This is a genomic window from Pseudomonas sp. D1-1, assembly GCF_051132225.1.
In the GTDB taxonomy this organism is placed as follows: Bacteria; Pseudomonadota; Gammaproteobacteria; order Pseudomonadales; family Pseudomonadaceae; genus Aquipseudomonas.
This window is the reverse complement of record NZ_CP071676.1, coordinates 512,917-533,349: the sequence shown is the minus strand read 5'-3', so window position 1 is coordinate 533,349 and position 20,433 is coordinate 512,917. Positions and strand designations below refer to the sequence as shown.

The 20,433-nt window shown below is 62.3% G+C and carries 12 protein-coding genes; 4 read left to right on the top strand and 8 right to left on the bottom strand.

All coding sequences use genetic code 11. The features are described 5' to 3' along the window. Nucleotides 1-346 precede the first annotated feature (346 nt). The 8 genes from J3P86_RS02275 to glnE all read right to left on the bottom strand — a co-directional run bounded on the left by J3P86_RS02275 (nt 347) and on the right by glnE (nt 11,012). Nucleotides 347-1,807 carry a lipopolysaccharide kinase InaA family protein gene (locus J3P86_RS02275; protein ID WP_434699337.1) on the bottom strand — a complete coding sequence of 487 codons (1,461 nt, stop codon included), beginning with the start codon at nt 1,805-1,807 and terminating at the stop codon, nt 347-349. Further along, the gene (locus tag J3P86_RS02270) at nt 1,807-2,559 is read right to left on the bottom strand and encodes a lipopolysaccharide kinase InaA family protein (protein WP_434626410.1); all 753 of its coding nucleotides are present in this window, start codon (nt 2,557-2,559) and stop codon (nt 1,807-1,809) included. Before J3P86_RS02270 ends, J3P86_RS02275 begins: the two co-directional genes overlap by 1 nt. Continuing rightward, the gene (locus J3P86_RS02265) at nt 2,556-3,290 is read right to left on the bottom strand and encodes a lipopolysaccharide kinase InaA family protein (RefSeq protein WP_434602622.1); all 735 of its coding nucleotides are present in this window, start codon (nt 3,288-3,290) and stop codon (nt 2,556-2,558) included. The genes J3P86_RS02270 and J3P86_RS02265 overlap by 4 nt, the downstream gene beginning before the upstream one ends. Next, nucleotides 3,290-4,096, bottom strand: a complete 807-nt coding sequence (gene rfaP, locus J3P86_RS02260) for a lipopolysaccharide core heptose(I) kinase RfaP (protein ID WP_434602621.1) — start codon at nt 4,094-4,096, stop codon at nt 3,290-3,292. The genes J3P86_RS02265 and rfaP overlap by 1 nt, the downstream gene beginning before the upstream one ends. Continuing rightward, the gene (locus J3P86_RS02255) at nt 4,096-5,217 is read right to left on the bottom strand and encodes a glycosyltransferase family 4 protein (protein ID WP_434570061.1); all 1,122 of its coding nucleotides are present in this window, start codon (nt 5,215-5,217) and stop codon (nt 4,096-4,098) included. Before J3P86_RS02255 ends, rfaP begins: the two co-directional genes overlap by 1 nt. Next, nucleotides 5,217-6,275 carry a lipopolysaccharide heptosyltransferase I gene (gene waaC, locus J3P86_RS02250; protein WP_434626413.1) on the bottom strand — a complete coding sequence of 353 codons (1,059 nt, stop codon included), beginning with the start codon at nt 6,273-6,275 and terminating at the stop codon, nt 5,217-5,219. Before waaC ends, J3P86_RS02255 begins: the two co-directional genes overlap by 1 nt. 1 nt (nt 6,276) lies before the next feature. Further along, nucleotides 6,277-7,311, bottom strand: coding sequence for a lipopolysaccharide heptosyltransferase II (gene waaF, locus J3P86_RS02245; RefSeq protein WP_434626414.1), 1,035 nt, complete (start codon nt 7,309-7,311; stop codon nt 6,277-6,279). A gap of 761 nt (nt 7,312-8,072) precedes the next feature. After that, a complete protein-coding gene (glnE, locus tag J3P86_RS02240) occupies nt 8,073-11,012 on the bottom strand; it encodes a bifunctional [glutamate--ammonia ligase]-adenylyl-L-tyrosine phosphorylase/[glutamate--ammonia-ligase] adenylyltransferase (protein ID WP_434626415.1) in 2,940 nt (979 codons plus the stop codon). Nucleotides 11,013-11,394: 382 nt separating this feature from the next. Here glnE and aceE point away from each other — a divergent pair, with 382 nt between their 5' ends. The 4 genes from aceE (at nt 11,395) to J3P86_RS02220 (ending at nt 20,396) form a co-directional block, all read left to right on the top strand. After that, nucleotides 11,395-14,040, top strand: a complete 2,646-nt coding sequence (aceE, locus tag J3P86_RS02235; protein WP_434626416.1) for a pyruvate dehydrogenase (acetyl-transferring), homodimeric type — start codon at nt 11,395-11,397, stop codon at nt 14,038-14,040. A gap of 11 nt (nt 14,041-14,051) precedes the next feature. Next, nucleotides 14,052-15,698 (top strand): dihydrolipoyllysine-residue acetyltransferase, encoded by a 1,647-nt coding sequence (gene aceF / locus J3P86_RS02230; protein WP_434699336.1) that lies wholly within the window; start codon nt 14,052-14,054, stop codon nt 15,696-15,698. Nucleotides 15,699-16,116: 418 nt separating this feature from the next. After that, nucleotides 16,117-17,508 (top strand): alkaline phosphatase D family protein, encoded by a 1,392-nt coding sequence (locus tag J3P86_RS02225; RefSeq protein ID WP_434699335.1) that lies wholly within the window; start codon nt 16,117-16,119, stop codon nt 17,506-17,508. 194 nt (nt 17,509-17,702) lie between these two features. Further along, entirely contained in the window at nt 17,703-20,396 is a 2,694-nt protein-coding gene (locus J3P86_RS02220) for a putative bifunctional diguanylate cyclase/phosphodiesterase (protein WP_434626419.1), read from the top strand. The last annotated feature ends 37 nt before the right edge of the window (nt 20,397-20,433 follow it).

Here is a 20,433-nt window from a genome sequence, read left to right as displayed (position 1 = left end):
CGGGCGACAAGCGCCGCGAAGAATTGATGTGCCGCGCGCCAAGGGCGCTGGGCAGCTAAAGGGCGGGATTATAGCTTAAAAGCGCCGGCAAACCTCTAGCGCCGAGCAAGTGACGAAGCTTACCTGAAGGACCTGAACACCCGTGGGAGCGAGCCTGCTCGCGAAGGCGGCAACGAATCTACACCTAACCCCAGGATTTACCCGATCCGTGGCGAGGGAGCTTGCTCCCGCTCGACTGCGCAGCAGTCGTAAACCCAACAACTATTTTTCCTGGCACACCGCGCTGAATGGCTTTGGGGCCGCTGCGCAGCCCAGCGGGAGCAAGCTCCCTCGCAACGGTGATCGGTCACAAGGCCGAGAGGGTGTTTTCGACATCCTTTGGCAAGCGCTCATCAATCACCCGATACAGCGCGCTATCCTGCGGCCAGTTGCGCATGAACCGCGCGCGATCCCGGGCGTAGGCCTGGGCGAAGCTCGCCTGGGTGCGGTGTTGGCACATGGAGTCGAGGTCGATCAACGCCCAGCGGTCGTGTTGCCAGAACAGGTTGTGGCCCTTGAAGTCGCCATGGCTGATCCGTTCGCGGATGAGGTCGGCGAACAAGCGATCCAGCGCCAGCAATTCTGTTTCGGGCGCCTCACCGGTCTCCACGTATGGGGCGAAGCGTTCGATGATGTCCGGGCCCGGCAAGTACTCGGTGACCAGATACGCACCACGGCGCAGCCACAGGAAACGCTTTTCCAGCAGCGCCAGCGGCTTGGGCGTGGCAATGCCGAGGAAGGCCAGGCGATGACCTTCGCGCCAGGCATGCCAGGCACGGCTCGGACGCCAGAAGCGCTTGAGCCAATGGGCGAAGCCCTTGATGTTGTAGCGCTTGATGATCAGCGTACGGCCGTCCGCCACCACCCTGCCGACACTCGCCGCGCCGCCGGTCTTGAACAGATGTCCCTGGTCAAGCAGGGCATCGGCCTGCTCAAGCACGGGCGCTATCGCGGCCTCTTCATCACGGCGGATAACCCGCAGGCCGAAGGCCCCACGCTTGACGCTGAACAGGCTGCATTCTCGCCCGACCTTTTCGAGGAAATCCTTCAGGCGCCAGGAATGCACCTTGTCGATCTGTTTTTGCAACGCCTCCATCGGCAACGCATGTTCGGCATTGCCAAGCAGATAATGCACCAGCAACTCCTCGGTGAACGGCGCCAGGGACTTGGGCAACTGGGCGAAAAACACACCGAGATTCTCCAGCACTTTTTGCCGCGACAACGGCTGCCCTGCGGTTTCGACCCGAATACCGGCGCCATCGATCAGGTAGAGTTTCCCATCGTGGCGCAGCAGGTTGTCCAGGTGCAGATCCTCTTGCCACAGGCCCTTGGCGTGCAGTTGTGCAATGGCACCCAGGGCCTCCGCCAGCACTGCGGCCTGCTCATCGGCCAACGGCGGCAATTGCTCGACTTGCCTCCAGGCGTCGCCCAGGCTTTGGGCCCCTTCGAGCAATTCGAACAGCAGCCAGCCACCCTCGCCGTCCTTCAAGCCGTCCACTAGCAACAGCGGTGTGGTCAGGCCCTGTTCCGCCAGCAGACGCACGCCTTGCAGCTCACGCTGGAAGTGACGAGCCGCCTTGGCGCCAACCAACAATTTCGCCAGTACCGGGCGACCGCGCCAGACACCCGCGCCCACGTAACGCTGCCCCGGCAATACGCGCAGAAGCGTCAGCAATTGCAATTGCGCCGGTCCGGCGGCGTCCGCCAGCTCCAGGCTCAAGGGCAGGCCAGGGCTGCGGCCGGCATTTTTCAGTTCGGACAAAATCATCAACGCGCCTCCTTGTCGGTACGGCGGGCGGCCACGCGTGTCATCCAGCTGTCGACCAGAGCGCTGTCCAGCGGCTGCTCCAGATAAGTAGCCAGCAACTGGCGCACATCGTCACCCTTCCAGGCACCTGCCCGGCGCAACAGCGGTTCCAGGTCCTTGATCCGGTCACGTTGGCCGAACAGCAGCGGCCGGGTCTTCTCCAGGTCGATCAACTGCGCTTGGTAGCCGCTGTCGCCGGCTTGCAGAAAAATGTGCTTGGGATAAAAACAACCATGCATCTGATGCGCATCGTGCAGGCGCCGCGCCAGGTGCCCGCAGGCCTGCAGGATGCCCGTGCGCTGCGCGCCACTCAGCGTCGACCAGCGCTGCAGCAATGAATCGAGGTCATCCCAGCCGTCCAGCGCACGCGTCAGCAGAACCGCACGAGCCTCGCCGTTCACCTTGCGCTGGCCATAGAACACGGCCTGCAGCGCGGGGATGCGCAGTTGCCGATAACGGCTGATATTACGGAATTCCCGGGAAAAACTCGGCTCGCCGAACGGATGCGACAAGGTTCGGGTCAGGTAATTGCTCTGACGCTTGAGGTAGTACCCCTGCCCTTCCAGTTCCAGGCGGAACACGCTGCTCCAGCCTTCCCCCGAGGTGTTGGGTTCGTCCACCGCTTCCAGTTGTCGTGCCCACAAGGCCTCGAAGCTGTCCAGGCCATGGCGTTGCAGCAACGCGCGGTCTTCATCGGCCAGAAAATCAGTCATTCACGCCCCTCGAAAAATTTCACCACGTGCCGGATACGCTTCTTGTCCAGGGCATCCAGCCGGTCGCGCTGCCGGTATTGCAGGTAAAAACGCAGGCGCTGAGTGGCCGACAGGTGATATTTGGCGACCTTGTCCAGGCACGCCAGGTCCTTGATGATCCGGTACTTGAGCCAGAAGCCGCGCCAGAAATCACCGTTCGGACAATCGATCAGGAACAACCGCGACTGATCGTCGATCAGCAGGTTGCGCCACTTCAAATCGTTATGGGTAAAGCGCTGCTCGTGCATGGTCCGCGTGTAACCCGCCAACTGCCGGCTCACACCGTCGACCCAGGCGCGATCCGCCAGCCTGCGGTCGCGACGTTCGGCCAGGGCCGAGAGGTCTTCGGTGCGAGGCAATTCGCGGGTGATCATCGCACCACGGGCGAACGCCGCGCCGTTTCGCTCCAGTCCCCAGGCAATGATTTGCGCGGTCGGGATCCCCCATTTGGCGAAGCGCTTGAGGTTCTGCCATTCGGACTTGACCCGCGGCCTGCCCAGGTAACGCCGCAAGCCCTTGCCGGCGCCGGTGTAGCGCTTGACGTAATAATTGACGCCGTTGCGCTGTACACGAATCACCTCCGACAGCGGGTCGCGCGTCAGGCGCTCGCCCTGGAGGGCGAACACCGCGTCCAGGCTACCGAAATCCGCCGCCAGTTCGGCGTAGGCCGGTTCCAGTGTCCAGCCTGACATCAGAGCGCGTCCCCATACCGCTGCTTGCGCGCATACAGCTTGTTGGCCTTGCCTTCGAGCCAGGCCAGCAGCGACGCTTCTTCAGCCAGTACCTGGCGCAACGGCTGCTGGAAATAGCCTTTGAGGAAACGCAGCTTGTCGCGGCGCGTCAGGCCGATGTCCAGCGCCGAAAAATACAGCGCGGCCAGGTCTTTGTTGCGCCAGCGCGTGGTGATGGCCGGGCGGGTCTGGGCGCGGTGCAGGTCGATCACCGAGAGCTTGAAACCGTCGGCCGTCACCGGTGTGTCGGTATGCAGCAGGAAATGGCAGATGTAGCAGTCGCGATGGTTGACCCCGGCGCGGTGCATCATGCCGGTCATGCGCGCCACTTCAGCGATCAGTGCCCGCTTGAGCCTGGGCTGCGGCGGCTGCCTGACCCAGTCGATGCTGTAATCTTCAAGGCTGATGGTGGGCGCCAGTTCTTCGGTGACGATGAACGAATGCTGGTCGGCCGGGTTGCTGCCCTTCTCGCCATACGCGACGGCCGTCATGGTCGGCACGCCGACTTCCTGCAGACGCTGGATGGCTTTCCATTCCTGTCCCGCGCCAAGTACCGGCAGCTTGGCGGTCAGCAGGTTCTTGAAAATCTCGCCCCAACCGATGCCACGGTGGATCTTCACGAAAAAGCCGCGACCGTCCACCTCGGTGCGCAAGGTGCGCCGGGCTTCGAGTTCACGGTAGACCTCGCCCTTGAGCGCCTCGACCTCGGTGAACGCATCGCGTCCAGCCCAAAGGCTCTTGAACGGTTCGGCCAGCATCAATTTCATCAAGCGTGCTCCGCCAATATCACATCGGCCGCGTGCTGCGGCATGCTGTAGAGGTCGGCCGTCTCGGCGAAGGCCAGACCGTTGCGGCTCCAGGCCGCTCTTGCCTCGGAATCACCGAGCATCCGCCCCAGGTATTCGGTCAGTTGCGTCTGCTCGAACGGCTCATCCAGCACCAGGCCGCTGTCGGCCTCGGCGATGTAATGGGCGTACCCGCACACCGCGCTGACCAGCACCGGCAACCCGGCCACCAGCGCTTCGAGCAGTACCGTGCCGGTGTTTTCGTTGTAGGCCGGGTGGATCAACAGGTCGGCGCCAAGCAGGAAACGCGGGATATCGCTGCGGCCCTTGAGGAACCGCACATTGTCGCCCAGACCCAGCGCGGCACTCTGCAGTTGGAATACCTTGGGGTCGTCCTGGCCGATTACAAACAGCCGGGTGCGTTTTCTCAATTCGGCCGGCAGCGCGGCCAGGGCCTTGAGGCTGCGATCCACACCCTTGGTCTTGAAGCCGGAGCCGATCTGCACCAGTAGCAGGTCATCGTCGGCCAGCTGGAATTCGGCCCGGAACGCGGCACGGATCTCGTCGGCGTCGGCGGGCCGGCGACGGTCCTGGGCGATGCCGGGCGGCAGCAGATGGAAGCGTTCCAGCGGCGTGTCGTAGTGCTTGATGAACAGCGGCTGCTGGACTTCGGAAATCATCAGGACTTCGGTCTTGGCATCCTTGGCGAACACCGCCCGCTCGTATTCGGCGAAATGCCGGTAGCGGCCCCAGCGCCGGTACAGCGAATTGCGCAGGTTCTGTGCCTTGTCTTCGAAGCAGCCGTCGGCGGCGTAATAGACGTCCAGGCCAGGCATTTTGTTGAAACCGATCAGACGATCCACCGGGCGCTGTGCCAGGTCGGCCTCCATCCAGGCGCTGAGCTTCTCATTGCGACGGTGGTTGAACAGCGCCTTGACCGGCGCCACCAGCACCTCGAAGCCGGGCGGCACGTCGCCCTCCCAGATCAGCGTGTAGACGCGGATCTGGTGGCCACGCCGCTGGCATTCCAGGGCGATGCGCATGAAGTCACGCTGCAGGCCACCGAAAGGAAAATATTTGTAAAGGACAAAAGCCAATTGCATCAGCGCGGCTCCTCAGCCAATAACGTGCTCAAGTGGCTGGCAACACGCTCGGGGTTTACACGCGTGAAGCACAGGGGCTGCTCGCGCTTAAGGTCAAACCGACGGGCATCTTCGGCAGTCGGTGGATAAGTACACTGTTTCTGCATGCAGGGCGCGCAGGGGAAATCACTGGCGAGGTGAATCTGGCCCTTGCCGTAGGCACCGGTCAGCACCGGGTTGGTCGGGCCGAGCAGCGAAACGGTCGGCACGTCCAGGGCCGCAGCCAGGTGACCGAGGCCAGTGTCCACGGCTACGCAGGCCTGTGCACCGGCGAGCACCTTGCCCATGCCGCCAAGGTTCAGTTTCGGCAGTACCAGGGCGTTGCGCAGCCCGCTGGCGATGCGCTCGGCGCGGGCCTTTTCGACAGGGTTGCCCCACGGCAGTTTTACCACCACGCCGTACTGGCCCATGCGCTCGGTGAGCTGGCGCCAGTAAAGCTCGGGCCAGTGCTTGGAGTCCCAGGTCGTGCCATGCAGGAAAACCACATAGGGATAGGGGCGCGGCAGTTCCACCAGGCGGTCGATGTCGAGGCCATAGTTGCCCTGGGTCTGCGGCAAGTCGTAGCCCAGCGCCACGGCAAACAGCTGGCGCACGCGCTCGACCGCATGCTGACCACGGGCCACCGCCAGGCGCCGGGAGTAAAACCGCGCCGCCAGGGGTTCGCGCGCCGAATCCTTATCCAGGCCAGCCACCGGGGCCTTGACGTAGCGAGTCAGCCAGGCGCTTTTCAGCAAGCCTTGGGCGTCAATCACCAAGTCATACTTCTCGGCCCGCATGCTTTGCTTGAACCGCCGCCACTCGCCGCTCTTGATGGTTTGCCAGATATTCTTGCGCCAGCGCCGGATCGCCACCGGGATGACTTTGCCCACCGCGGGGTGCCACGTAGGGATTTCGGCGAACCCCTCTTCCACCACCCAATCGAAGCGGATGCCGGGAATCGCCCGCGCCGCATCGGTCAGCGCCGGCAGGGTGTGGACCACATCCCCCAGGGAGGAGGTCTTGATCAGCAATACCCGCAAGTTACCGGACCTCCACGGGTGAGCCCTGCAATCGCTCCAGGGCCTCGTTCACCGACGGCGGCATGAGCTGGCGCAGGCAATTGTAGTGGCCGAAGCGGCAGGTGCGATCGAAGCACGGGCTGCATTCGATGCCCAGGCGCACGACTTCGACTTTGTCGGCCAACGGCGGCGTGAAGCCCGGCGAGGTGGAACCGTAGACCGCCACCAGAGGGCGGTTCAACGCCGCCGCGACGTGCATCAGGCCGGAGTCGTTGGACACCACGGAATCGGCACAGGACAACAGATCAATGGCCTCGGCCAGGGACGTGTCGCCGCTCAGATTGGTCGACTCCTCCCGCAGGCCCGGGATCAGCCGCGAGCGGATCTCCTCGCCCACGGAGTGATCGTTTTTCGAACCGAACAGCCAGACTTGCCAGCCTTCGCGGATCTTCGCCTCGGCCACCTGGGCGTAATGCTCGGCCGGCCAGCGTTTGGACTCACCAAATTCGGCACCCGGGCACAGCGCCAATACCGGCCGGTCCAGGGTCAGGCCGAACTTGGCCAGGGCCGTTTCGCGCGTGACCGGGTCGATCTGCAGGCTCGGTCGCGGATAAGGCTTGGGCAACTCGGCGCCCGGCTCGTAGGCCAGGGCCATGAAGCGCTCGATCATCAGCGGATAACGATCTTTATCCAGCGTGCGCACATCGTTGAGCAAGCCATAGCGAAATTCGCCACGCCAGCCAGTGCGCTTGGGGATGCTGGCGAAGAACGGCACCAACGCCGATTTCAGCGAATTGGGCAGCAGGATCGCCTGGTCGTACTGACCGGCCAGGGATTTGCCGATGCGCCGGCGGGTAGCCAGCTCAAGCACGCCATGACCGAGCGGGAAGCTCAAGGCCTTGCGCACCTGCGGCATGCGCTCAAGAATCGGCCGGCTCCACTCGGGGGCCAGGACATCGATTTCGCATTGCGGATGACGCTGTTTGAGGCACTGGAACAGTGTCTGCGCCATCACCATGTCACCGACCCAACTGGGTCCAACGATCAGAATATTCATGAGCTTTCCAAAAACGCTACGGGGAGGCCTACGCCTCCCCGCCTCGAGAATCACTGTGGCTTAGGTCGCTGCCTGTTGCCCTAATCTACAACACACCACCGATCTGTTGTGGGAGCGAGCCTGCTCGCGAAGAGGCCGGCACATCCAGCATCCACGGCGCCCGGCACTCCGCCTTCGCGAGCAGGCTCGCTCCCACAGGGTCCTGCACAAGTTTCAATTACTGCGCAGCACCACAAATCCAGTGTGGGAGCGAGCCTGCTCGCGAAGAGGCCGGCACATCCAATATCCATGGCGCCTGATACTCCGCCTTCGCGAGCAGGCTCGCTCCCACAGGGTCCTGCACAAGTTTCAAGTACTGCGCAGCACCACAAATCCAGTGTGGGAGCGAGCCTGCTCGCGAAGAGGCCGGCACATCCAGCATCCATGGCGCCTGGCACTCCGCCTTCGCGAGCAGGCTCGCTCCCACAGGGTCCTGCACAAGTTTCAAGTACTGCGCAGCACCACAAATCCAATGTGGGAGCGAGCTTGCTCGCGAAGCGGCCGGCACATCCAGCATCCATGTTGCCTGATACTCCGCCTTCGCGAGCAGGCTCGCTCCCACAGGGTCCTGCACAAGTTTCAAGTACTGCGCAGCACCACAAATCCAATGTGGGAGCGAGCTTGCTCGCGAAGCGGCCGGCACATCCAGCATCCATGTTGCCTGATACTTCGCCTTCGCGAGCAGGCTCGCTCCCACATTTATATCTTCAGCTCATATACCTTCAGCTGAGCCCCAACTCCCGCCAGATTCGCATCACCTGTCGACGCTCCTCGACGAACTGATCGCCTGCGATCACCCCGGCGTCTTTCTGCAGAGCCTGGCGGTGGGCGGCTGAGCGGTAGGCCTTGTAGGCTTCGCGCAACAGCGTGGCGTCCTCGGCGGGCAGCAACCCGACCTCCTGCAACCCGTCCAGGATGCGGATGTTGTCGGTATAGCGGACCAGCGATGGATGTTCCTCGGACCACGCCAGGGCCGCGTATTGCACCATAAATTCAATATCGACGATACCTCCGGCGTCCTGCTTGAGGTCGAAGGGTGCCGTGGCTTCGAAGGCATTTGGCGCGGTTCCGGCAGCGGTGGCCTTGCTGCCGAGATTATCGCGCATCTTGGCGCGCATCTCGCTGACCTCCTGGCGCAAAGTCGGCAAGTCACGCGAGCGTCCCAGTACCTGAACGCGGACTTTTTCGAACGCCTGGCCCACATCCTGGCTGCCCACCAGCACCCGGGCACGTACCAGCGCCTGATGCTCCCAGGTCCAGGCTTCGTTTTCCTGGTAACGGGCAAACGCCCCCAGAGAACTGACCAGCAAGCCCGACGCCCCGGAAGGTCGCAGGCGCATGTCCACCTCATACAGCTGCCCAGAGTTGGTCTGGGCCGTCAGCAAATGAATGATTCGCTGACCAAGCCGGGTGAAAAACTGTGCGCCATCGATGGGTTTCGGACCGTCGGTTTCGGCCTGCGGGTCACCGTCGTGGATAAACACCAGATCCAGGTCGGAACCATGCCCCAGTTCCAGCCCCCCGACTTTTCCATAACCGACAATAATGAAGCCCGGATCACACAGGCTGCCGTCGGTGCGCAGTGGCACCCCATGCTTGGCCGTCGTCTGGCGCCAGGCCAGGGCCAGCACCTGTTCGAGAATCGCTTCGGCCAGCCAGGTCAGGTAATCGCTGACTTTCATCAGCGGCAGGCTGCCGGCGATTTCCGAGGCGGCCACCCGCAAGCGGTGCGCCAGTTTGAAATGCCGCAAGGCTTCCATCTGCTGCTCAAGATCGTCCTCGGGAATCCGTGTCAGACGCTCACGCAACTCCGCCGCGAGCTCAGGCGCCAGGGGCGGCTTGAACAAACGGCCTTCATTGAGCAATTCATCGAGCAACAGCGGGAACCGGGTGATCTGCTCGGCGATCCACGGACTCGCCGCGCACAGCGTCAACAAACGCCGCAGGGCGCCGGGGTTCTCGGTCAACAGCACCAGATAGGCCGAACGGCGGGCGACGGCCTCTACCAGCGGCAATACCCGTTCGAGCACCAGGTCCGGGTCGGCATGTTCCACCGCCTGGGCGAGCAGGCGCGGAATGAACGCGTCCAGGCGCTCGCGCCCCAGGCGCTGCATGGCGCGCAGCTGCGGGCTGGCACGCAGGACAGCGAGGGCCTTGAGCGCTTTGGGTGCATCGGCAAAACCGGCCTCCTCCAACTGACGACACGCCGCCTCCTCGTCCTGACTGTCTTCCCACAATGGCAACCATTCGCCGCCAACCACCACTTCGCCTTCGCCGCCCTCGTCCTCATCCGGGTCAGCGATGACCTGGCCAAAATGCCACGCCACCCGACCGCGCCAGTACATCAACTGCTCGTGGAACGCCGCCCAATCGACGAAGCCCAGCATGAACGCAATGCGCGCCTGGTCTTGCGGGTTATCCGGCAGCATCTGGGTCTGGCGATCGGCAATGGCCTGGATCGCGTGCTCGGTGTATCGCAGGAATTCATACCCCTGGCGCAATTCATCGATGACCTTGGCCGGCAGATAGCCCTGGCCTTCCAGGGTACCCAACACCTTCAACAACGGCCGTTGCTGCAAGCTCAGGTCACGACCGCCATGGATCAGCTGGAACGCCTGGGCAATGAACTCCACCTCGCGAATGCCGCCCGAGCCCAGCTTGATGTTGTCGGCCATGCCTTTGCGCCGCACCTCCTGCTGGATCAGCTGCTTCATGGTGCGCAGCGCTTCGATGGCAGAGAAATCCAGGTAACGGCGATAGACGAACGGGCGCAGCATGTCGAGCAATTGCGCGCCGGCCACCTGGTCGCCGGCCACCACCCGCGCCTTGATCATGGCGTAGCGTTCCCAGTCGCGCCCCTGATCCTGGTAATACTGTTCCAGGGCATTGAAGCTCAATACCAGGGCACCGGCCGAGCCGTAGGGGCGCAAGCGCATGTCGACGCGGAACACGAACCCGTCGACGGTCATCGGGTCGAGGGCCTTGATCAGCCGCTGGCCGACGCGGATGAAAAACTCCTGGTTATCCAGCGGCCGCTTCGCGCCAACGGTTTCGCCGCCTTCGGGGTAGGCAAAGATCAGGTCGATGTCCGACGACAGGTTCAGTTCCACCGCTCCCAGCTTGCCCATGCCCAGGATGACCATCTGCTGCGGCTCGCCACTGCGCCGGCCGGTGGGGGTGCCGAATTGCTGGCTCAGGCGCTGGTACAACCACTGATACGCCTGATCGATGCAGGTGTCGGCCATGTCCGAGAGATCACGGCAGGTCTGTACCAGATCGGCCTGGCGGGTCAGGTCGCGCCAGATGATCCGTACTTGCTGACGGGTGCGCTGGCGACGCAGTACGCGACCCAGTTCATCCTCGCTCTCGGCGGCTCGTACGGCAGCGGCGATCTGCCCGCACATTTCACCCGCCGCCAGGCTGCGGTCCAGCTCACCGCTGCGCACCAGTTCCAGCAGCATCGCAGGATCCCGTACACTTTGTTCGATGACAAAGTCACTGGCAGCGGCGACGCGGTTGAACTCGGCCCAACGCTGCGGCGTCCAGGCGGACAGCCCGTGATCGTCGTCCAGCGAAGCGACCGCCGCGCGGAACGACTGCTCGGCGCGACTGACCAATGACTGGAGAATTGCCGGAATTTCGGCAAGCGAGGGCAGGCTCATGGTCTATCCTTGATCGGCGCGGGAAAGGCTGGATGTAGTGTTTCTTGCAAAGCCACTACCTGATCGACTGTCGAACAAAGATGATAAATAGCTGATTTTCTGATTTTATTGGCAGCCGGCATCAAGTTTTTACCTGTTCGAGTTGGCTAAAGACCAACAGTAACGATTATTCTCACAACGAAACGAGGGGCCATAAGCCGCTCATGTGTAGTTTTACTACTCGTCTATACATTCGAAAGGCTGAAACGGCCAACGATTTGTAGTAAAACTACACGCCGCCGAAACAACCTTCGGCAATCCAAGAATTTATATCGTCTGCCCACAAGGCCAGTCGCAAACTCAGGCAACCGATTCTGGTAGCCTTTCCGCCCTGGAGCAAGCCATGCAAGACCTCGATCCCGTCGAAACCCAGGAATGGCTGGACGCCCTGGAATCGGTTCTCGACAAAGAAGGCGAAGACCGTGCTCATTACCTGATGACCCGTATGGGCGAACTCGCAACCCGCAGCGGTTCGCAACTGCCCTACGCCATCACCACGCCGTACCGCAACACAATCCCCGTCACCCACGAAGCACGCATGCCTGGCGACCTGTTCATGGAACGCCGCATTCGCTCGCTGGTGCGTTGGAACGCGTTGGCCATGGTCGTGCGGACCAACCTGAAAGATTCTGACCTGGGCGGTCACATCTCCAGCTTCGCCTCCAGCGCGACGCTGTATGACATCGGCTTCAACTACTTCTTCCAGGCCCCGACCGACGAACACGGCGGCGACCTGATCTACTTCCAGGGTCACGCATCGCCAGGCGTCTACGCCCGTGCGTTCATGGAAGGCCGCATCACCGAAGACCAGATGAACAATTTCCGCCAGGAAGTGGACGGCAACGGCCTGTCCTCGTACCCACACCCTTGGCTGATGCCCGATTTCTGGCAGTTCCCGACCGTATCCATGGGCCTGGGCCCGATCCAGGCCATCTACCAGGCACGCTTCATGAAGTACCTGGAAGCCCGTGGCTTCATCCCGGCCGGCAAGCAGAAAGTCTGGTGCTTCATGGGTGACGGCGAGTGCGACGAGCCGGAATCCCTGGGCGCAATCTCCCTGGCCGGCCGCGAGAAGCTCGACAACCTGATCTTCGTCATCAACTGCAACCTGCAGCGCCTCGACGGCCCGGTTCGCGGCAACGCCAAGATCATCCAGGAACTCGAAGGCGTGTTCCGTGGCGCCCAGTGGAACGTCAACAAAGTCATCTGGGGCCGTTTCTGGGACCCACTGCTGGCCAAGGACGTCGACGGCATCCTGCAACGTCGCATGGACGAAGTCATCGACGGCGAGTACCAGAACTACAAGGCCAAGGACGGCGCGTTCGTCCGCGAGCACTTCTTCAACTCGCCTGAACTCAAGGCGATGGTCGCCGACCTGTCCGACGACGAGATCTGGAAGCTCAACCGTGGCGGCCATGACCCGTACAAGGTCTATGCGGCTTACCACCAGGCGGTCAACCACAAAGAGCAGCCGACCGTCATCCTGGCCAAGACCATCAAGGGTTATGGCACCGGTGCCGGCGAAGCGAAGAACACCGCGCACAACACCAAGAAGGTCGATGTCGACAGCCTGAAGCTGTTCCGCGATCGCTTCGACATTCCGGTCAAGGACAGCGAGCTGGAAAACCTGCCGTTCTTCAAGCCGGAAGAAGGCAGCGCCGAGGCCCGTTACCTGGCCGAGCGGCGCGCCGCCCTGGGTGGTTTCGTGCCGCAGCGCCGCGCCAAGAGCTTCAGTATCCCGACCCCACCACTGGAAACCCTCAAGGCGATCCTGGACGGCTCGGGCGACCGTGAAATCTCCACCACCATGGCCTTCGTGCGGATCCTCGCGCAACTGGTCAAGGACAAGGAGATTGGCCAGCGCATCGTTCCGATCATCCCGGACGAAGCCCGTACCTTCGGTATGGAAGGCATGTTCCGCCAGCTGGGCATCTACTCGTCCGTCGGCCAGCTCTACGAGCCAGTCGATAAAGACCAGGTGATGTTCTACCGCGAGGACAAGAAGGGCCAGATCCTCGAAGAAGGCATCAACGAAGCGGGCGCCATGAGCTCGTTCATTGCCGCCGGTACTTCGTACTCCAGCCACAACCAGCCGATGCTGCCGTTCTACATCTTCTATTCGATGTTCGGCTTCCAGCGTATCGGCGACCTGGCCTGGGCCGCTGGCGACAGCCGTACCCGTGGCTTCCTGATCGGCGGTACCGCCGGCCGGACCACGCTGAACGGCGAAGGCCTGCAGCACGAAGATGGCCACAGCCACATGCTGGCCGGGACCATCCCGAACTGCCGCACCTATGATCCGACCTACGGCTACGAGCTGGCGGTGATCATCCAGGACGGCATGAAAAAGATGATCGAAGAGCAACAGGACGTCTTCTACTACATCACCGTGATGAACGAGTCCTACCAGCAGCCAGCCATGCCGGCCGGCGTCGAGGCAGGTATCGTCAAGGGTATGTACCTGCTCGAGGAAGACACCCGCGAAGCGGCGCACCACGTCCAGCTGATGGGCTCCGGCACCATCCTGCGCGAAGTGCGTGAAGCGGCGAAGATCCTGCGCGAAGAATTCAACGTCGGCGCCGACGTCTGGAGCGTCACCAGCTTCAACGAATTGCGTCGCGACGGCCTCGCTGTAGAGCGCAGCAACCGCCTGCACCCTGGCCAGAAGCCGAAACTGAGCTACGTCGAAGAATGCCTGAACGGTCGCAAAGGGCCGGTCATCGCCTCTACCGACTACATGAAGCTGTTCGCCGAGCAGATCCGCCAGTGGGTTCCTTCCAAGGAGTTCAAGGTGCTGGGCACCGACGGTTTCGGCCGTAGCGACAGCCGCAAGAAGCTGCGTCACTTCTTCGAAGTCGACCGTAAGTTCGTTGTGTTGGCAGCCCTGGAAGCACTGGCTGACCGCGGCGATATCGAACCCAAGGTGGTGGCCGAGGCCATCGTCAAGTTCGGCATCGATCCGGAAAAACGCAACCCACTGGACTGCTGAGGAGAATTTTCGTGAGCGAACTCATTCGCGTACCTGACATCGGCAGCGGTGAAGGTGAAGTAATTGAACTGTTTGTGAAGGTCGGCGACCGCATCGAAGCCGACCAGAGCATCCTGACGCTTGAATCGGACAAGGCCAGCATGGAAGTGCCCGCGCCGAAGGCCGGTGTCATCAAGAGCCTGAAAGTGAAGCTGGGCGATCGCCTGAAAGAGGGCGACGAGCTGTTGGAACTGGAAGTCGAAGGCGCCGCTGCGGCACCTGAAGCGCCAGCGCCCGCTGCGGCCCCGGCGGCGGCTGAAAAGCCTGCCGCCGCACCGGCTGCAGAAGCCGCTCCGGCGGCTGCGGCTGCACCTGCGGCGGCCTCTGTCCAGGACATTCATGTCCCGGACATCGGTTCGTCGGGCAAGGCCAAGATCATCGAAGTACTGGTCAAGGCCGGCGACACCGTCGAAGCCGACCAGTCGCTGATCACCCTGGAATCCGACAAGGCCAGCATGGAGATCCCTTCGCCGGCTGCCGGCGTGGTGGAAAGCGTCGAGGTCAAGCTGGACGACGAAGTCGGCACCGGTGACTTGATCCTGAAGCTGAAAGTAGCCGGTGCCTCGGCACCTGCCGTGCCAGCCCCGGCTGCTGCGCCTGCTGCCAAGGCTGAGTCGGCCCCGGCTCCGGCTCCAGCCGCCGCGCCTGCCGCCAAGGCCGAAGCGGCTCCTGCCCCTGTCGCCGCTGCGCCTGCGCCAAGCGGTGCCAAGGTGCACGCCGGCCCAGCCGTGCGTCAGCTGGCCCGTGAGTTCGGCGTCGAGCTGTCGGCCGTCGGTCCAAGCGGTCCTCACGGCCGCGTGCTGAAGGAAGACGTGCAGGCCTACGTCAAGGCCATGATGCAGAAGGCCAAGAACGCACCGGCCGAAGGCGCCACTGGCGGCGCGGGTATCCCGCCGATTCCGGCGGTGGACTTCAGCCGCTTCGGTGAAACCGAAGAAGTCGCGATGACCCGCCTGATGCAGATCGGCGCGTCGAGCCTGCATCGCAGCTGGCTGAACATTCCACACGTGACTCAGTTCGACCAGGCTGACATCACCGAACTGGAAGCCTTCCGCGTCGCACAGAAAGCCGTGGCCGAAAAGGCCGGCGTGAAGCTGACCGTGTTGCCGCTGCTGCTCAAGGCTTGCGCGCACCTGCTCAAGGAATTGCCGGACTTCAACAGCTCCCTGGCCCCAAGCGGCAAGGCTGTGATCCGCAAGAAGTACGTGCACATCGGCTTTGCCGTCGACACCCCGGAAGGCCTGCTGGTACCGGTCATCCGTAACGTCGACCAGAAGAGCCTGCTGCAACTGGCTGGCGAAGCCGCTGCCCTGGCCGAAAAAGCCCGGAACAAGAAGCTCACCGCCGACGACATGCAGGGCGCCTGCTTCACCATCTCCAGCCTCGGTCACATTGGCGGCACCGGCTTCACGCCGATCGTCAACGCGCCGGAAGTGGCGATCCTGGGTGTCTCCAAGGCCACCATCCAGCCAGTCTGGGACGGTAAAGCCTTCCAGCCCAAGCTGATGCTGCCGCTGTCGCTGTCCTACGATCACCGTGTGATCAATGGTGCGGCCGCTGCACGCTTCACCAAGCGCTTGAGCGACCTGCTGGGCGACATCCGCACCATCCTGCTGTGACACCGAAGGGCCCTCCTCACAGAGGGCCCTTTGGGATTCGTTTTCCGAGCGCCACGCTCGTACCTCAACCCCGCCCGTCTGGCGGGGCTTTTTTTGTCTGCAATTCAAGTCAGGTACATCGGTGCAGGATGTGCCGACCTCATCGCGAGCAAGCTCGCTCCCACAATGGATTTGCGGCGCCGCCCAGCATTTGAAACTGATGAAGACCCCTGTGGGAGCGAGCCTGCTCGCGATAGCGGCAGGTCAGGCGACGCGGTAATTCCCTACTGCGCAAGATTCAAATAACTACACCCCCTGTAGTCATTGCCTACAACGTGCGCCCCCTTCCCTATGGATATTTACGACACGCCAAGCCTTAGCATCGAAGCGCCAAGGCATCTTGATGCGTGCCCCATTAAAACTTCGAATGGATTCGAATATGTTCAAACCTACCGTCGGCCCCATCGTCGGCCACACCACGACCCACCATGCGCGGATATTCCTGCGCGGCGACCACGCCAGCAACAGGGTCTTCGCCGGGATTCGCCACAGGCGCCAAGGTGACACCGGCTGGTCGCAAGGCCAATTCGTGCAATTGAAGGCTTACCGCGACATGACCGCTGTCATCGTGCTCAAGGGTCTTCGCGCCGATACCGCCTACGAATACCAGGCGGGCTGGTTCAGCCCCATGCGCCCGACCCATACCGCGGCGACCGTGGGTCAACTGCTATTGCCATGGCCAGGGGAGGTTTACCACTTGCGCACGCCGTCCGGCACCGACAACGCTACTCGCAGTTATATCCTAGGCTCCTGTCGCTATTTGCAGATCGTCGGCGACATGCCGTTGCTGCCCGGGCTCGGTGATCGGATCTTCGCGAGCATCAACCGCCTCGTGAAACAGGCTGATCCGCCGATCAGTGCCGTATTGATGACCGGTGACCAGGTCTACCTCGATGACCTGAACAGGGTCGCCCCGGACCGCAGCGCCCGGGACATTCTGTTCAAGTACCGCTCGGCCTTCTCCCAGCCGCACATCAGGCGCTTGATGTCCAGCGTACCGACCTACATGATCCTCGATGACCATGAAATAGAGGACAACTGGCCCGCCAATAAAGAACCGGACGATGAGCGTCTATACGCCAACGCCCTGGATGCCTACGCGCTGTATCAGGCCAGCCATGGCCCGGCTGGCGAAGACCTGGACGACGCAAGCCCAGGCCGACCGCCGCGACGATACTGGTACCTGTTCGCTCACGGCGATATCCAATGGTTCGTCACCGACAGCCGGACCCGACGCAACCTGTCGGCGGCTGACCGGCGCATCCTTGATCAAGAACAGGAGCAGGCGCTGCTCGAATGGCTCATCGGCAGCACTGCCCGGGTCAAGCTTGTCGTAACCAGCGTCATGTTCTATCCCGATCGCAAACTGGATGACGGAGACGCCTGGCAAGCCTTCCCGAACCAACGCCTGCGCCTGATCGAAGCCATCCGCACGCACCGGATCAAAAACGTGATTTTTGTGTCCGGCGACGTGCACGGCTCCCTGACCAGCCGCCTGGTTCATAACCAGGATCCTGATTTCGCAGTCCACACCATCGTTTCCTCGCCGCTGTGCAACAGCCTGCTGCTGCCCTACGCCACAGCCTCGAGTTTCATCATCGGCGAGCCCATGGCCAAGGCAGCGGGCGGCGAGTATCGATATGAACTGACCAGCAAGGTCATCAGCCAGGACAATTTCGCTCAGCTGCGAGTAACGACCCAGAGCATTCAAGTGACCTTTCATGACCGTGACGGCGGCCCCTTGGAGGTCGTCGATATACCGTTGCGCTGACCTGCGGTGGCACCACGAATGCCTCTGATCGGCCGGCCACTGGAGAAATCCGCTGATCGGCCGATAAAAGGTTTATAGCACTTGGCCTTCATGTCTCTTGTCAGCTAGTGCCGCAATGATGCAACCTTGCGGCAATCCGTAATAACGAGGGCGTCAGCCCGGCGCGATCAGCATCTTCGAAGCGAGTTTCCCTCATGAAAAGCCAACCCGATGCCGCCAGCCGTATGGCGGCCGAGGTAGTGACGCAGTTACCGGTGCCCTCGCGGCTCGGTATGCTGCGTTTCGAACGGCTGAATGAAGCAAGCTGGGCGCTACTGTTTCTCGATCCCAACTGCGAACGTTACTTTGGCCTGCCGGCCGTCGAGCTGTGCTCGCTGGTGAGCTCACCCTACGCCAGCCTCATGGAGCCGGAAGCACGCTATCAGCTGCACGACGCGATCCAGCAGCAGTTGACCCAGGCCCCTCATTACCAGATCCGCTACACGCTGCACACCGCCAGGGGACCGTTGAACCTCCTGGAAACGGGTGAAACCTACAAACAGCACAACCGCCATTTGCTGCGCGGCTATCTGCTGGTGGTGGACAGCCTGCTGCCGACCGAGCCCTCCGTGCCGGCGCTCGATCTGGAAACCCAGAACTCGCGCCTGCAGATCGCCCTGGAACTGAACCAGCGCGCCCAGCAGGAGCAGCTCCAGCACCTTGACCGGGTGCGCGCCCAACAAGACCTGATTCTGCTGCTGACCCGCCAGCGCTATAGCGCCAACAATTCGTTGCAGGAAGCCGCCGAGCTGATTACCCGTAGCGCCTGCGATATCTACCAGATCGACAGCGCCAGCATCTGGAATCTGGAGGACGGCAAACTGCTGCCGATCTCGGCCTATAACCGCGCCTCCCAGGGATATTTCCTTCCAGGGGTAATCAACGCCAGCGACTTCCCAACCTACATGGAAGCGTTGCAGACCTGCCGCGCCATTGATGCCCACAATGCGATGCGCGACCCGCGCACCCGCGAGATGGCCGAGAACCTGCGCATCCGCGACGTCAACGCAATTCTCGACGCCAGTATCCGTATCGACGGCCAGGTGGTAGGCGTCCTGTGCCTGGAGCAAGTGGGCGCCACCCGCGCCTGGCAATCGGATGAAATCGCCTTTGCCGGCGAACTGGCGGACCAGTTCGCCCAGGTCATCAACAACCACAACCGGCGCACCGCCACCAGCGCCCTGCACTTGTTCCAGCGCGCGGTGGAACAGAGCGCCAACGCGTTCCTGCTGGTCAACTGCGACGGCGTGGTGGAATACGTCAACCCGAGCTTCACCGCCATCACTCAGTACACCACTGAAGAAGTCCACGGTCAGCGCCTGTCCGAGCTGCCGGCTCTGGAGAATCTCAGCGAACTGCTCTTCGACGCACCGTCGGCCCTGGCCCAGAGCAACAGCTGGCAGGGCGAATTCAAGAGCCGACGCAAAAACCTCGAGCCCTACTGGGGCCAGCTGTCGATTTCCAAGGTCTATGGCGACAACCGCGAACTGACCCACTACATCGGCATCTACGAAGACATCACCCAGACCAAACTGGCGCAGCAGCGCATCGAACGCCTGGCCTACACCGACAACCTGACCAACCTGGGCAACCGCCCGGCGTTCATTCGCAATCTCGATGAACGCTTCGCCCGGGACAGTGACTCGCCCATCAGCCTGTTGCTGGTGGACATCGACAACTTCAAGCGCATCAACGACAGCCTCGGCCACCAGACCGGCGACAAGCTGCTGATCAGCCTGGCCCGACGCCTGCGCAACAGCCTGAGCCCAAGCGGCAGCCTGGCGCGGTTCGCCAGTAACGAGTTCGCCGTACTGCTGGATGACACCGGCCTGGAAGCCGGCCAGCAGATCGCCAGCCAATTGCTGATGACGCTCGACAAGCCGATGTTCGTCGATAACCAGTTGATCAGCGTGACCGGTTCGGTCGGCCTGGCCTGCGCACCGTTGCATGGGCGTGACCCGCAGACGCTGATGCGCAACGCCGGCCTTGCCCTGCACAAGGCCAAGGCCAACGGCAAGCATCAGGTCCAGGTGTTCACCGAGGCGCTGAACGCCGAGGCCAGCTACAAGCTGTTCGTGGAAAACAACCTGCGCCGCGCCCTGACCCAGAATGAACTGGACGTTTTCTACCAGCCCAAGCTGTGCCTGCGCAGCGGTCGCCTGCTGGGCATGGAGGCGCTGCTGCGCTGGAACCACCCGGAAAAAGGCATGATCCGTCCGGACCAGTTCATCAGCGTGGCCGAGGAAACCGGCCTGATCATCCCCATCGGCAAATGGATCGCCCGCCAGGCTTGCCGCATGAGCAAGCAATTGACCGCAGCCGGCCTGGGCAACCTGCAGGTGGCGATCAACCTGTCGCCCAAGCAGTTCTCCGACCCGGACCTGGTGGCCTCGATCGCCAGCATCCTCAAGGAAGAGCAACTGCCCGCCCGCTTGCTGGAACTGGAGCTGACCGAAGGCTTGCTGCTCGAAGCCACCGAAGACACGCACCTGCAACTCGACCAGCTCAAGCGCCTGGGCCTGACCCTGGCCATGGACGATTTCGGTACCGGTTATTCATCCCTGAGCTATCTGAAGAAATTCCCGATCGACATCATCAAGATCGATCGCAGCTTCATCCATGAAATCCCGGACAACCAGGACGACATGGAAATCACCTCCGCCGTGATCGCCATGGCCCACAACCTGAAACTCAAGGTCGTCGCCGAAGGCATCGAGACCGCCCAGCAGCTGGCGTTCCTGCGTCGCCACCGCTGCGACGTCGGCCAGGGCTACCTGTTCGACCGGCCGATTCCCGGTGCAGAGCTTGTCGAGAAGCTCAAGCGCTACCCGCGCGGCCCTCTTGTCTGACAGCCGCTTATAGCGAGCAGCGGCTTTTCTGAGGCAC